Raw genomic sequence first — 13254 nt, 5'->3', positions numbered from 1 at the left:
CGTAGGGTCTTTTTACAAATTTTTGCTTCTCCTATGGAAGTATTCCAGACTTTTTTTACATAGTCATAGCCTTTATTTTTTACCTGGACCGTTTCCATTGGAATTTTCAGAATATTCGGCTGTGACATTATCCATATTCTTCTCAAAACGGTAATCAAAGCGGGCAATTTCGTACCATTTTCCAAGGTATTTTTTGATATCAAAGTTCTTTACAGCTACCGCTCCTCTGGGAATTCCTACAGAATATGAACTAAAGATGACGAGCCCCAGCGCCCCCAGTGAGACGGGAACTATAATTTTATGAAAAGTTTTCATAACAGAAATATTTGTATGGTTATCCTGAAACGTCAAAAATAATGCCTTTAACCTGTTAAGAAACAATAAATTCAAGAGAATACTTTCAAAAAGTTATCTTTAAAACTGCCGGAAACTTCAATCTCCGTATCATCAGACAACATGACAGTTCCGCTTTTATGATAAGACTTTACAAAATTGGCATTGATAATATGGGAACGATGGACCCTCACAAAAGGGTTTTCCAGTAAATCATCAAAATGTTTCAAAAAGCGGCATACCATCTTCTTTGAGCCGTCGGTAAGGTAAACCTGAGTAAAGTTTCCATCTGCCTGAAGCCTGACAATATCTTCTGTTTTCACTACATCAAACCCCTGCAAAGTAGGAAGGATAAGCTGTTGTTTTTCAGGTTTTAATTTCAGGTTTTCAAGCAGTATTTTATTGCGGTTAAGTTCTTCTTTTTTCTCAAGGCTTTCCATTACTTTATTAACAGCCAGAATAAGTTCCTGGATATCGATAGGTTTCAAAATATAGTAACTGGCAGATTTATTTAAAGCCTGTAGTGAATATTGTGAAAATGCAGTAATAAATATCGTTTCATAGGAGAAATCCCTGGTGGCTTCCAGCACATCAAAAGCATTCCCGAATGGCATTTCTACATCGAGGAAAACCAATTGTGGCTGTTGTTCCGCAATCAGGGGTACAGCTTCTTTGATATTTTCTGCTTCTCCCAGGATCTCCACCTGTGGACAATACTTTGTAAGGTAGCTTCTTAAGACTTCCCTGGCGATGACTTCATCGTCTACAATTACAGCTTTTATTTTCATTGAATAATAGGTTGCAGATGCAAATTAGGAATATTTACCCAACCATGCAATCTGCCATTCCTGTACTTTATAGGTTCATTGTAATGGTAACCAAAACACCATTGCCCATTTCTTTATCCTTTACAGAACAGCTAATTTCTTTTTTATAAAGATCATTCAGCAATTGTATTCTTTCCAGCGTATTTTTCATTCCTCTTCCTTCCCTTGTCTTTTGGTGCGGGGTTTTCTGTTTTTTGCTTTCTTCTATTCCTATTCCGTTGTCTTCAATGATGACTTTTAGGTTTTGTCCACTTTTTTCAAAATTTAGTTTCAGAAGTCCTTTTTCTTTCCTGTAGCGTAGCCCATGCCAGATTGCATTTTCCAAAAACGGCTGTACAAGCATACCCGGAACCTGCAGATTCTGCATATTCAGGCTTTCATCCACCTTTATTTCATAATCAAACTTATCGGCAAAACGTGTTTTTTCGAGGGCAAGATAATTCTGAAGAAGGTCAAGTTCCTGTTGAAAAGGAATAAAGTCTTCGGTTGAATTTTCCATCACACCGCGCATCAGCTTGGAAAATTTGGTCAGATACTGATTGGCTTCCAATTCATTATTGGTTGCTATAAAATGATTGACACTGTTGAGGCTATTAAAAATAAAATGGGGGTTCATCTCCCGACGCAGCGATTGTAAAGCTATTTTTTTATTTTTAACCCGTACCTTTTTCAGGGTTCTGAAAATAATAACCATCAAGCCTGTTAACAGAATTAAAGCCCCGATTAATCCGTAATTAAAAACATTTTTCTTCCGGATAAGCTCATCTTTCAATTGCTTTTCCTTTTCCAGCTGAGCGATTCTTTGTTCTGTATCTTCAAGAATTTTGTTATCTACAAGGCTTCTGTCTTTAGAAACGAGATCAGGTAACTTACCCAGAAAATCCCTGTACAGCTGAACTGAGGCATCTGTATTTCCTGAGATTGCGTACAGGCTATCCAGCTTTTTCACGCTTTTCTGTGCTTCGAGGGTATGGCCTTTTTCCAAAGCAATTCCGTAGGCATTCTTTAATAATCCTACTGCTTCTTCCGGATCATTTTTTTTAATGTAGATATCTGCCAGTTCCTGAATCTGATTGACCTTTTCCTGAGAGTTTTCTTTGACAAAGTCTTCTTTCAGTACTTTTTTTTTGGCTTCAATGGCTTTATCAAAATTTTTATTTTCAATATAGAGATTAGCCAGTTTCTGATTAATTTCCAATGCCTGCTGAGGGGCTTCTTTTTTAGAAATTTTATAGGCATTATTCAGGTTTTCTTCAGCTTTGGAAACATCTTTTTGCTGAATATTCACCTCAGCAAGCTGGCTGTAACTGTCCGCCAGAACGGCCGGTTCATTTTCTTTTTTACTCAGATTAATATTATTCTGAATAGCTTCCGCCCTTTGTTCCGATGTGGGAGAAGAGAGCCTTGCCACATCGTTGGAATTAACGGCTTTACTTTTGGCGCTATATCCCATCTCCGCCGCCATACTGTAATTGCTGATGGCAGGAGTTATTTTATTTTGTTTTTCCTGGGCCTGAGCCAGTCTTCGGGTAACAGATTCCAGATTCTTCTTATCGTTGAGGTTTTGATAAATCCCCTTGGCTTTGATCAGAAATTCTTCACTTTTAGCATAATTTCCCTGTGTATAGTAATCATTGGCCATACTTACATAGGCATCGGCAACTCCTTTATTATCATTTTTATCAACTGCTTTTTTCAGCTTTGAAGCGGATTTTAATACCTTGGAAACCCTTGTGCTATCCTGGGCAGGAAGAAAATTTCCTGCTGCCAGTATTGATATGATGAATATTTTAAAAACTAATTTCACGGATTTCAGATCTTTACTGCAAAGTAACTAAAACTTTATGTATACTCTTCCATTGTTTACCAAGTGGAATCCGGAATTCACCAAGTTATCCCATCACTGATTTATTTATAAAACAAGTATAAAAACATTATTATCCATCTCAATAGTGCTTTTCATTATCTTTGTCTTCTTACCTCACTTAATAGAAACCATGAAAAAATTTCTTTTTATTACTGTTTTTGTTTTATGCATCACCGGTATCCAGGCTCAGATGTATATCGAAAATGTAACGGTTGCAGATGTAATCCATAAAAAAATTGATCCCTGCACAAACCGTTGTCATCACCAATGGTATTATTACAGCTGTAAAATCCGGAAAACAGGTGAAAGTTCCCCGGAACTCTACGATTATCAACGGGGAAGGAAAGTATTTGATCCCGGGAATGACAGACTCCCATATTCATTTTTTCCAGAGTGGCGGAATCTATACCAGACCGGATGCTCTTGATCTCAGGAAGCATGTGCCCTATGAAGAGGAGATTAAATGGGGGCATCAAAATATGGAAAATTTTCTTCAACATTATTTAAGGGCGGGAATAACTTCTGTTATTGATCCCGGTGCTACCTATAATTTTCTTTTACTTCGTGATGCTTTGAAAAAGAAACAAAACCTACCCTCCGTTTATATGGCAGGTCCCCTTATTACAACCTATGAGCCGGAAGTATTTAAAAATCTTGGTAAAGATGAACCATTTAAACTTTCTCTAACTGTTGAAGAAGCCAGGAAATATGTGCAGGAACAACTTCCCTACCATCCTGATTTTATCAAGATATGGTATATCGTATCAGGGGCAAATCCTCAGGAAAAGAAAGAGAAAGCAAAAAAGCTTGAGCCAGTCATCAAAGCAGCTATTGAAGAAGCCCATAAAAATAATCTGAAAGTGGCGGTACATGCTACCGAACGCTTTACTGCTGAAACAGCTGTATTAAACGGGGCCGATTATTTGGTTCATGATATAGAGGATGAAGTGGTTTCCGATGATTTTGTAAAGCTATTACAATCTAAAAAAGTAATATTATGCCCTACTTTGACTGTATCGGAAAACTATTATGATACCTACGGGCAAAAAAAACATTATAATACCTACGAACTGGAAACCGCCAATTCTAAAAGTATTGGTTCGATATATGATCTGAAACACCTGGAAGCCACATCTGATTCTACCTGGATCAAAAAATACAAAACAAGGTTCAATTCTCCTCAGATAAGCTCTTACGTTTCTAAGGTTGATTCTATCAGAAAAGTGAATCTTAAAAAGCTGTCAGACGGTGGAGTGACTATTGCTGCCGGAACAGATGCGGGCAATATCGGAACACAGCATGCTTCTTCTTTCCTGGAAGAGCTTAAAGCCATGAAGGAAAGCGGAATGAACAATTGGCAAATCCTACAGTCAGCAACAATTAATCCTACAAAAATTCTTAATAAAGATTCTCAATATGGAAGTATTGAAAAAGGGAAAATTGCAGATCTTGTCCTGTTAAAAGCCAATCCTATTGAAGACCTGGATCATCTTACACAGGTTGATATGGTATTCAAAAACGGACAGCCCCAGGATCCTTCCAGTATTCTGAAAATGACTCCCGAAAGCCTGGTACAGCAACAGGTTAATGCTTACAATGCAAGAAATATTGATGCTTTTCTGGAGCCTTACGCCGAAGATGTTGAGATCTATTCGTTTCCCAGCACATTGCTAAGCAAAGGAAAAGAGCAAATGAGAAAAACGTATACAAACCTCTTCAACAAGGCTCCTGACCTGCATTGTGAAATTAAACAGAGAATTGTAAACCTTAACACTGTGATTGATAAAGAAAGTGTTTCCGGAATGCGGCCTGGTCAGAAAGTTGAAGCCACTGCCATTTATGAATTTAAAAATAATAAAATTTCAAAGGTTTATTTCCTGTATTAAAGCAGAATTATTAAAAAACAACTATTCATCTTTGCAGATGGATCAATAAATTCCAGGGCAATTCTTTTCAGGATTGCCTTTTTTAATATCCACCAAGTCAAAACTCCATTTCACCAAGTCTTCTGATTTCCGGTTTCGGAACTGGGTAATTTTACATCAGAATTTAAAAACAGGAAATTATGAAATTGAAACATTTTTTATTGATCGGAGTTTTAACCCTGGGAAGTTTTATCAACGCACAGGAAGTAAAGAAAAACGCAATTGAAGTAACCGGTGTCGCCGAAATGGAAGTAGAACCGGATGAAATTACCTTCAGCATCGGAATAAAAGCAGATAACAAAAATGATCTGGCAGACAACGAAAAAGAAATTATTTGAGACTTTGAAAAATGCAGGTGTAAAAAATGAAGACATCAAATTTAAATCAATGTACCAGAACCTTTATTCTAAAACAGTAAAGTTTACCAAAAACTTTCAGTTTAAAGCCAATGCAAAATCCAACATCAGCAAAATTTTTGAGGATTTGAACCAAAAATGGGTAAGCAGCCTGAACATTTCCGAAGTGAATAATACTAAAATAGCAGATTTCAGAAAAACAGTTAAAATCAATGCTCTGAAAGCCGCAAAGGAAAAAGCTGATTATCTATTGGAAAGTATGGGCAAGAAAACAGGGAGTGTCATTGAAATTGTAGAAATAGAAGATTATACCAGTGATATGGTAATGCCCGTTGCTTACAAAGGAAGAATGAGCAATGTACAAATGGAAATGGCGGACGCACCGGTAGATTATTCTTTTGACAATATTGAAAATATCAAACTGAAATACAGTATCAAAACGAGATACGAAATCCTTTAAAAAAGCAGATGTGAGAAGACAGCCTCCCGGGCTGTTTTCCTTTTTAAAACCTCAAAACGTTCACCAAGTGAAACTGCCACTCCATCAAGTCTTTAAATTTTCAGACTGAAACAAGGGTAATTTTACTTTAGAAATAAACCTAAAAAAAAATACAATGACAACTTTAAAAATTTTAACTCTTGCTGCAAGTACATTTTTAGTAAGCACAGGAACTTCTTCAGAGATACGTTGCTCAGAAAGCATTACAAAAAACACTACAATTCCGGTACAAAAAGCTTCTTTGTTTCCTGTAAATACCATTGCAAAGGACAATAAAATTCAAGTGGCACTGCTGCTTGACACTTCCAACAGTATGGATGGTCTTATTGATCAGGCAAAGTCCAGGCTATGGAATATCGTTAATACGCTGACCACTTTAAAATATAATGGCCAGGCTCCTCAGGTAGAAATTGCCCTTTATGAATATGGAAATGACGGAATCCGCGATGAAAATTATATCAGGCAGGTTACTCCTCTCACCCAGGACCTGGATCTGGTATCTGAAAAATTATTTGCTTTGAGGACCAATGGTGGCAGTGAATATTGCGGAGCTGTAATCCGGGATGCCTCTGCGAATCTCAACTGGGATGGCAATGAGAAAAGCATGAAGCTTATTTATATTGCCGGTAACGAACCTTTTAACCAGGGAAGGATAAATTATAAGGAGGTAATTTCAAAGGCAAAAGATAAAAACATTTATACCAACACTATTTTCTGCGGAAACCGGGAAGAAGGAATTCAAAGTTTCTGGCAGAATGGAGCTGTAATAGGGGGTGGAAAATATTTCAATATCGACAGTGACAGAAAAGTAATGTATATTGAAACGCCTTATGATATCAGGATTTCAGAATGCAATGCAAAATTGAACGACACCTATATTTATTATGGAAGTCATGGTTCTGAATATAAACTTAAACAGATTGCCCAGGACAAAAATGCAGCTATACAATCTGCCTCGAATTTTGTAGAAAGAACGGTTTCCAAATCTAAAAAGAATGCCTATAAGAACGAACACTGGGATCTGGTGGACAAAGCCGAAAAAGATGCCGGTTTTATAGCCACCGTAAAGGAAAGTGAGCTTCCTGATGAGCTGAAGGGCAAAAGCAGGGAAGAAATTAAAAAAACAATTTCCTTAAAATCTGCAGAACGTGATAAAATTCAGAAAGAAATTGAAGAATTGTCCAGGAAACGTCAGTCCTATATTGATACCGAAATGAAAAAAAGAGGAACAAATGATTCTGACGATCTGGGGAAAGCGATTGAAAGTTCTATTATGGATTTGGCTAAGAAAAACGGATATAGCCTGTAAAAACAACAGGGGTTATAGCAAAGGACGGATTTCAGGTTTCGGCTAAAGCCGGTGAATCAGAATGTATTATTGGTAAGCGGGCTAAAGCCCGCTGCTATTGAATAATTCCCGCGAATTTGCAGATTATTTCAAGAATCAAACTTACAACATTTATTTTCCGCAGAATACAATTGATTATCAGATTCTTATAACAAGCGGGCTAAAGCCCGCTCTATTGATTTAGAATAGGCTTTGGCAATTTATCAAACAGGATTATCTGCCAAATTTAAAATACCGGGACAAGGGATGTTTCTTATTTTGCATGAATAAGGAAGACATTTCCATTCCTGTTACTGAAAAAGTAATTCCATTTCCCCCAAAACCTAATACAAAGTAGGAGTTTCTGAATTTTTTATGTTCCCCGATATAAGGTAGACCGTCTTCGGTTTCCCCAAAAGTCCCGGCCCATACAAAATCGGTATAGAAATGATAATCCGGTTTTATTTTTTTCAGGGCTTTAATGATTTCTTTTTCTTTTTTGTCTAATAGAATATCTCTCTTTTCAGCTCCGTAAAAATCTTCATCTCCTCCGCCAACCAGCAGCCTTCCATCATCGGTAGTTCGCATATAAAGGTAAGGGTCATCCGTATTCCACACCAGCAGATTATCTAAATTCCCGGAAGGGTCATTTTCTATTTCAGAAACTATCGCATAAGTACTTTTCAGATTAACAAAATTTTCTTTCAACAGATTTTTGCTTTCATATCCTATACAATAGATTATTTTCTTTGCTTTAATCTGAAAACCACTATCCATAACGGCAATATTAAATCCTTTATGATATTCTACTTTCAACATTTCAGTCTTATCAAAAATCTTTAATCCTTTTTTAGCATTATACATGAGTAACTCATGGGCAAACCTGAATGCATCAATGCTTCCTCCCTGGGCAGAAAGAATTCCACCATAGGTATTTTCAATACCGAATTGATCTGAAATCTGCTCGGCACTTAACCATTTTACTTTAAAACCGGCTTTTTTTCTGGCTTCAAATTCTTTAGTCAGCCATTGTACATCTTTCTTTTTGGAAGCAAAATACAAAGATTTTTTCCGTGTAAAGCCGGCGTCTGATTTTATTCTTTGGGATATTTGGGATATTGTATCAATAGCCCGGGAGCAGGCTTCATAACTTCGTATAGCACCTTTCTCTCCTATTTTGTCTATCAACTCAGAAAGAGGAATATCTATTTCGTACTGCAACATAGAAGTGGTAGCCGAAGTACTGCCATTGCTGATTTCCCGTTTATCAATAAGAATTGTATGATAACCATCTTCCACCATCTGATGAGCAATAAGGCTTCCGGTAATCCCCCCTCCAATAATTAAAACTTCACATTCTTCATTAGCTTTCAGCGAGGGATATGAGGTTATCAATCCATTTTTTAAAAGCCAGAAAGGTTCATTTGATTTCAGATTCATATTACTTTTTTACATTAAAAATAGAAATATTTATGACTATTTTAACGATTATATTTCATTATATGGTGTAATTATTGTTGGCACTTACAACTAAACCACCATAAAATATTTACTATGATAACAATTATTCCAGAAGCTCCGGAAAATGTTGCAGCATTCAATGCAACGGGAGAAGTAACGAGAGAAGATTTTGAAAAAACTGGTAATTCCGCGTGTCAAAGAGAAAGTAGACCAATTTGGTGAGCTGAATTACTTATTGTATTTGGATACTGATCTGGATAAATTCACCATAGGTGCATGGCTTCAAGATGCTCTTTTAGGTCTAAAGAACCTGACAAACTGGAATCGTACAGCCATTGTCACAGATAAAGAAGGGGTGCAGGATTTCACAGATATCTTCAGTGTCCTGATGCCGGGAGAGTTCAAATCCTTTCCTAAAGAAAATTTATACAATGCCCTATACTGGTGTAAGAATGGGAATGAGGTAGAGGCATAGATTATGGATACAAAAAAGACTGCACTTTCAGATGCAGTCTTTTTTTATGTCTTGTGGATTGTATTATACAGCTTTCTTCCAACGCTTGCTGATTTATACAAACCATAAGCACAGATTTATTGATCACATGAAACACATTCCTGTATTTCCTTTTCATCCGGAGTACCTGTTCCATACAAATACATATATCTCACACTGATTACAAATCCTATAAAGGTCATTCCTACTCCTACTAATGAAGGATAATTGTAAGGTAATCCGTATTCTAAAGGAATTCCCCCCAGAAAAGCGCCCATAGCATTAGCAATATTAAAGCCGGCTTGCATAAAAGCAGCCGCCATCATTTCACTTTTGGGTGCTGCTTTCATCATCATAATATTGATGGGTGCTGCAATAGACATTGATAATGCCCCGCACATAAACGTTAATACAAAAGCAATATTCTTATGGTCGGAAAGAAAAAAATACACCGCCTAAAGCAATCATCATCAGGAAAATCAGGAGAACACATGTTTTCTCCGGCCCCAGTTTATCCGAAACAATACCTCCTGCAAGATTACCCACAACCATTCCTGCTCCGGCAAGAACCATGACATACGCCATCTGACTGCCCGGAACTCCTGAAATGACGGTCATCAGGGGAGTAATATAACTTAACCATGTAAAAAGTCCTCCGAAACCGATTGCTGTAATGGCAAGGACCAGCCAGGATTGCTTATTTTTCAAAAATTTCAGTTCTTCCAGGAAATGGGTATTCTGGTTAGATTCCATCGCCGGAAGCCATAATTTTAAGAACAATAAAGCCAAAACTCCAATCACCGCTACAATGGCAAAATACAGTCTCCAATGATAGGTATGTCCGATATAAGTCACCAAAGGGACCATAGCCAGATTCGCTACTGTGAGACCGGTAAACATCATGGATATATAAAACGCTTCCTTCCCTTTTCCTGCCATTTTGGAGGCCACCACAGTTCCTACTCCGAAAAACGCTCCGTGAGGGAGCCCGGACATAAACCGGATGATCATCATTGTGGTGTAATTAGGAGCAATTGCAGAAAGCCCGTTAAATAAAGTAAATAAAATCATAAATGCAATCAATACTTTTTTAGGTGGGAATTTCACTGAATATCCGATAAGTATAGGGGCTCCTATGACCACTCCCATCGCATAGGCAGAAATTAAATGCCCCGCCTGCGGAATGGTAATCTGTAATGTTTTTGCTATATCAGGTAGTAACCCCATTACGGTGAATTCCGTCGTTCCGATTCCTAAGCCACCGATTGCCAGTGGTATTATTCTTTTATCAATCTTCATTGTATCTAAGTCTTTTAGCTGAATTAAATGATTTCATCTTTACTATGAAAGTGCAAAAATCGAAAGAAAGATTGAATTTCACTTCTTTTAAAATGATAAATATTTGCTCTTTATTAACCTTTTTATTTAATTTTAAATCCTTAAACAATCAAAAGAGAACAAAATGAAAATCCAGAAAGAAATTATTGAGTTTGAAAAAGGGAAATCTTTCAAGATTTTTTCGCCTTCTTTAAAAAACTGCTTTTTCTGGCATTATCATCCTGAAATAGAACTGGTCTATGTGGAAGCTTTAAATGGGATCCGCCATGTAGGGAAAGATATTTCCGGCTTTACGGAAAGTGACCTGCTGCTTATTGGTTCCAACGTTCCCCATCTTAATTTCGATTACGGTATACAAACTGAATGCAAGCAACTGGTATTACAAATGCGGGAAAATTTTCTCCAGGATATCATTCTTCCTGTACCCGAATTTGAAAATATTAAACGGCTTTTGGAAAAATCTTATCTGGGTCTCTCATTTTTTGGAGAAACCAAGCATATTGTAATTGAAAAACTTGCCCTCATTAAAGAAAAAAAATTCTTTTGAATCCCTGGTAGGGCTGATTGAAATTTTACAGATTCTCGCAGATTCTTCCGAAGTGAAAGAACTTAACCAGGAAGACACAAGGGTTAAGTGGTTCCTGAACGATAAGATCAGAATGGGTACTATCTATGATTACATTCATGAGAACTATGATAAAAAACCGGACGTTAATGAAATTGCAAAAATAGTGAGCTTAAGTACTCCTGCTTTTTGCCGGTATTTTAAGAAACAAACCAATATGACCTTCACAGATTTTGTGAATAATTACAGGATTAATCAGGCTAAGATATTTCTGCTGAAGGATTATTCCGTTACAGAAGTTTGTTTCCAGGTCGGGTTTGAAAGTCTTTCTTATTTTAATAAGCTTTTCAAACAACATACAGGAGAAACGCCTTCAGAATTTAAGAAAAAGCATTTTAAAGCCATTGAGATTAACGGACGGATAGGATTTATCACCCGTGAATCTTCCTGTAACCGGTAATGAGAGCAAAATCCCTCCTGTTGGTAATCATCTGGATGCAACAAAAAAACCGCTCATTGCTGAACGGTTTATATTTTTAGTGAATATGTTTTTCTGCGTGGTACGAACTTCTCACAAGAGGTGAGCTTTCCACATGTCTGAAGCCCAGACTTCTTGCAAAGTCTCCAAACTCATCAAATTCTTCCGGCGTAATGAATTTTTTCACAGGAAGATGCTTTTTGGTAGGTTGCAGGTATTGCCCAAGGGTAATAACATCCACATTGGCATTTCTGATATCTTCAATTGTCTGGAAAACCTCATCTCTGGTTTCCCCGAGACCAAGCATTACTCCTGTCTTTGTTCTTCTCTGCCCAGCTTCTTTTAAATATCTCAGTACTTCAAGGCTTCTTTCGTATTTTGCCTGAATTCTTACTTCTCTGGTCAAACGTTTTTACCGTTTCCATATTATGGGAGATTACCTCCGGTGCTACTTCTACCAGCCTGTCAAGATGTTTGGTAATTCCCTGAAAATCCGGAATTAGTGTTTCCATAGTAGTTCCGGGTGAGATTCTCCTTACGGCATTCACAGTTTCTCCCCAGAGAATAGATCCCATATCTTTCAGATCATCGCGGTCTACAGAGGTAAGAACTGCATGCTTGATCCTCATTAATTTGATGGAGCGGGCTACTTTTTCAGGTTCATCCCAATTTACGTCAAGTGGTTTTCCGGTTTTCACGCCACAGAATCCACAGCTTCGGGTACAGATATTTCCCAAAATCATAAAGGTAGCCGTACCTTCACCCCAGCATTCTCCCATATTCGGGCAGCTTCCGCTTTGGCAAATGGTATTTAATTTATATTTATCAACCAAGGTTCTCAGCTCTCTGTAATTCTTTCCGGTAGGAAGTTTTACTCGGATCCATTTTGGTTTTTGAACGGTAGTGTCTTGAACTGAATTTTCCATTTCTAAAATTGAAGTTCAAAGTTAAGGATTTTTTAATGGAAACCATCAACCGGAAAAATTGATGAAACTTATAATCCGGTATCAGTGCCATCAAATATCTAAATTTATTGGTAAAAAGAATATATTATCCTTCTTTATATATTTTGTTTGTATAAAAGGACCATGGAATATTTGTCTAGTTGTCCTCAAATTCATTATTTTTCAGGAGTTCTGCAAGCACTTTCTTTGCACGCATGACCCTTACTTTGGTATTAGCCACTGAAATTCCCAGTTCTTCAGCAATTTCTTTGATACTTTTTTCTTCAAAAAACCTTAGTTTGATGATATCCTGATAATTAGCATCCAATGATTCAATGGTTTTGATGATTTTTTTCTGTTCTTCATCAGAGATCATCAATTCTTCAGGTGATTTTGCATATTGGTTTTTTACTTCACCGAGATTTTCAACAGGGTCTTCATTTTCACGGTTCTTTTTTCCGCCAGAAATCGATGACGGTATTCTGGGCTATTGTTAAAACCCAGGTTTTAAATTGAAAATGCGGATCAAACATATCCAGCTTGGACAATACTTTAGAAAAAACATTGACGGTAATTTCATCGGCATCATTTTCATCTCTTACTTTTTTCATCACAAAAGAGAAAACATCCACCCAAAAAATATTAATGAGTTTAGTCTGGGCTTTCTGATCTTTGTCTTTGGCCTTTTGGATGAGCAGAAATAGCTGTTCGTCGTTCATTAATAACAAATATAGGGTATTTAAAGTAAATTGCAAAGGTAAAAAGACAAGATACCGGGAAAGCTTAAACTGAGTTTTGTACTGTTATTTTGTGGTTTTGCTGTTTTACGATTTTAGTTTTG

13 protein-coding genes and 2 pseudogenes are annotated in these 13254 nt (G+C 37.0%); 7 read left to right on the top strand and 8 right to left on the bottom strand.

The features are described from left to right. Positions 1-72 precede the first annotated feature (72 nt). The 3 genes from HX13_RS02055 to HX13_RS02045 form a co-directional block, all read right to left on the bottom strand. Positions 73-315, bottom strand: a complete 243-nt coding sequence (locus HX13_RS02055; RefSeq protein WP_238554957.1) for a lipocalin family protein — start codon at positions 313-315, stop codon at positions 73-75. A 71-nt stretch (positions 316-386) separates the two neighbouring features. After that, on the bottom strand, positions 387-1121 hold the full coding sequence (locus tag HX13_RS02050) for a LytR/AlgR family response regulator transcription factor (protein ID WP_050019713.1): 735 nt from the start codon (positions 1119-1121) through the stop codon (positions 387-389). A 67-nt stretch (positions 1122-1188) separates the two neighbouring features. After that, positions 1189-2967, bottom strand: a complete 1779-nt coding sequence (locus HX13_RS02045) for a histidine kinase (protein WP_238554956.1) — start codon at positions 2965-2967, stop codon at positions 1189-1191. Positions 2968-3263: 296 nt separating this feature from the next. On the opposite strand from HX13_RS02045, the gene HX13_RS02040 reads away from it, so the two are divergent. From HX13_RS02040 to HX13_RS02030, 4 genes are all read left to right on the top strand, one after another. After that, positions 3264-4913 (top strand): amidohydrolase family protein, encoded by a 1650-nt coding sequence (locus HX13_RS02040; RefSeq protein ID WP_238554955.1) that lies wholly within the window; start codon positions 3264-3266, stop codon positions 4911-4913. 179 nt (positions 4914-5092) lie between these two features. Further along, positions 5093-5290, top strand: coding sequence for an SIMPL domain-containing protein (locus HX13_RS23160; protein WP_238554954.1), 198 nt, complete (start codon positions 5093-5095; stop codon positions 5288-5290). Next, the gene (locus tag HX13_RS02035; protein WP_238554953.1) at positions 5256-5768 is read left to right on the top strand and encodes an SIMPL domain-containing protein; all 513 of its coding nucleotides are present in this window, start codon (positions 5256-5258) and stop codon (positions 5766-5768) included. The genes HX13_RS23160 and HX13_RS02035 overlap by 35 nt, the downstream gene beginning before the upstream one ends. A gap of 154 nt (positions 5769-5922) precedes the next feature. Then, complete coding sequence (locus tag HX13_RS02030) at positions 5923-7116, top strand: vWA domain-containing protein (protein ID WP_050019711.1); 1194 nt, start codon at positions 5923-5925, stop codon at positions 7114-7116. Between the two features lie 252 nt (positions 7117-7368). Here the strand turns inward: HX13_RS02030 and HX13_RS02025 are convergent, their stop codons facing one another. Continuing rightward, positions 7369-8574: an NAD(P)/FAD-dependent oxidoreductase gene (locus tag HX13_RS02025; RefSeq protein WP_050019710.1), complete on the bottom strand. Its 1206-nt coding sequence runs from the start codon at positions 8572-8574 to the stop codon at positions 7369-7371. A gap of 190 nt (positions 8575-8764) precedes the next feature. Between HX13_RS02025 and HX13_RS02020 the strand changes: the two genes are divergently transcribed. After that, positions 8765-9070, top strand: coding sequence for an STAS/SEC14 domain-containing protein (locus HX13_RS02020; RefSeq protein WP_316931211.1), 306 nt, complete (start codon positions 8765-8767; stop codon positions 9068-9070). 116 nt (positions 9071-9186) lie between these two features. On the opposite strand, the gene HX13_RS25855 is transcribed toward HX13_RS02020, so the two are convergent. Further along, a complete protein-coding gene (locus HX13_RS25855) occupies positions 9187-9489 on the bottom strand; it encodes a hypothetical protein (RefSeq protein WP_316931210.1) in 303 nt (100 codons plus the stop codon). A gap of 25 nt (positions 9490-9514) precedes the next feature. Next, positions 9515-10387 carry an MFS transporter gene (locus HX13_RS02015; RefSeq protein WP_316931209.1) on the bottom strand — a complete coding sequence of 291 codons (873 nt, stop codon included), beginning with the start codon at positions 10385-10387 and terminating at the stop codon, positions 9515-9517. Between the two features lie 163 nt (positions 10388-10550). Here HX13_RS02015 and HX13_RS23155 point away from each other — a divergent pair, with 163 nt between their 5' ends. After that, a complete protein-coding gene (locus HX13_RS23155; RefSeq protein WP_238554952.1) occupies positions 10551-10973 on the top strand; it encodes a hypothetical protein in 423 nt (140 codons plus the stop codon). Beyond that, complete coding sequence (locus HX13_RS23150) at positions 10942-11451, top strand: helix-turn-helix domain-containing protein (RefSeq protein WP_238554951.1); 510 nt, start codon at positions 10942-10944, stop codon at positions 11449-11451. The genes HX13_RS23155 and HX13_RS23150 overlap by 32 nt, the downstream gene beginning before the upstream one ends. A 76-nt stretch (positions 11452-11527) precedes the next feature. On the opposite strand, the pseudogene lipA reads toward HX13_RS23150, so the two are convergent. Both lipA and HX13_RS02000 read right to left on the bottom strand, forming a co-directional pair. Further along, a pseudogene (gene lipA / locus HX13_RS02005) lies at positions 11528-12395 on the bottom strand (lipoyl synthase). A gap of 175 nt (positions 12396-12570) precedes the next feature. Next, positions 12571-13132: pseudogene (locus tag HX13_RS02000) on the bottom strand (RNA polymerase sigma factor). Positions 13133-13254: the final 122 nt, after the last annotated feature.

Origin of the sequence: Chryseobacterium sp. P1-3 (assembly GCF_000738495.1) — a bacterium.
Taxonomy (GTDB): Bacteria; Bacteroidota; Bacteroidia; order Flavobacteriales; family Weeksellaceae; genus Chryseobacterium; species Chryseobacterium gallinarum.
The sequence above is the reverse complement of the archived record's forward strand: the minus strand, read 5'-3'. Positions and strand labels throughout refer to the sequence as shown.

Excerpts from the sequence above, each read along its gene's own strand:
- HX13_RS02055 (WP_238554957.1), bottom strand. The coding sequence starts at position 315 with ATGAAAACTTTTCATAAAATTATAGTTCCCGTCTCACTGGGGGCGCTG.
- HX13_RS02050 (WP_050019713.1), bottom strand. The coding sequence starts at position 1,121 with ATGAAAATAAAAGCTGTAATTGTAGACGATGAAGTCATCGCCAGGGAA.
- HX13_RS23160 (WP_238554954.1), top strand. The coding sequence starts at position 5,093 with ATGAAATTGAAACATTTTTTATTGATCGGAGTTTTAACCCTGGGAAGT.
- HX13_RS02035 (WP_238554953.1), top strand. The coding sequence starts at position 5,256 with ATGATCTGGCAGACAACGAAAAAGAAATTATTTGAGACTTTGAAAAAT.
- HX13_RS02030 (WP_050019711.1), top strand. The coding sequence starts at position 5,923 with ATGACAACTTTAAAAATTTTAACTCTTGCTGCAAGTACATTTTTAGTA.
- HX13_RS02025 (WP_050019710.1), bottom strand. The coding sequence starts at position 8,574 with ATGAATCTGAAATCAAATGAACCTTTCTGGCTTTTAAAAAATGGATTG.
- HX13_RS25855 (WP_316931210.1), bottom strand. The coding sequence starts at position 9,489 with ATGTGCGGGGCATTATCAATGTCTATTGCAGCACCCATCAATATTATG.
- HX13_RS02015 (WP_316931209.1), bottom strand. The coding sequence starts at position 10,387 with ATGAAGATTGATAAAAGAATAATACCACTGGCAATCGGTGGCTTAGGA.
- HX13_RS23155 (WP_238554952.1), top strand. The coding sequence starts at position 10,551 with ATGAAAATCCAGAAAGAAATTATTGAGTTTGAAAAAGGGAAATCTTTC.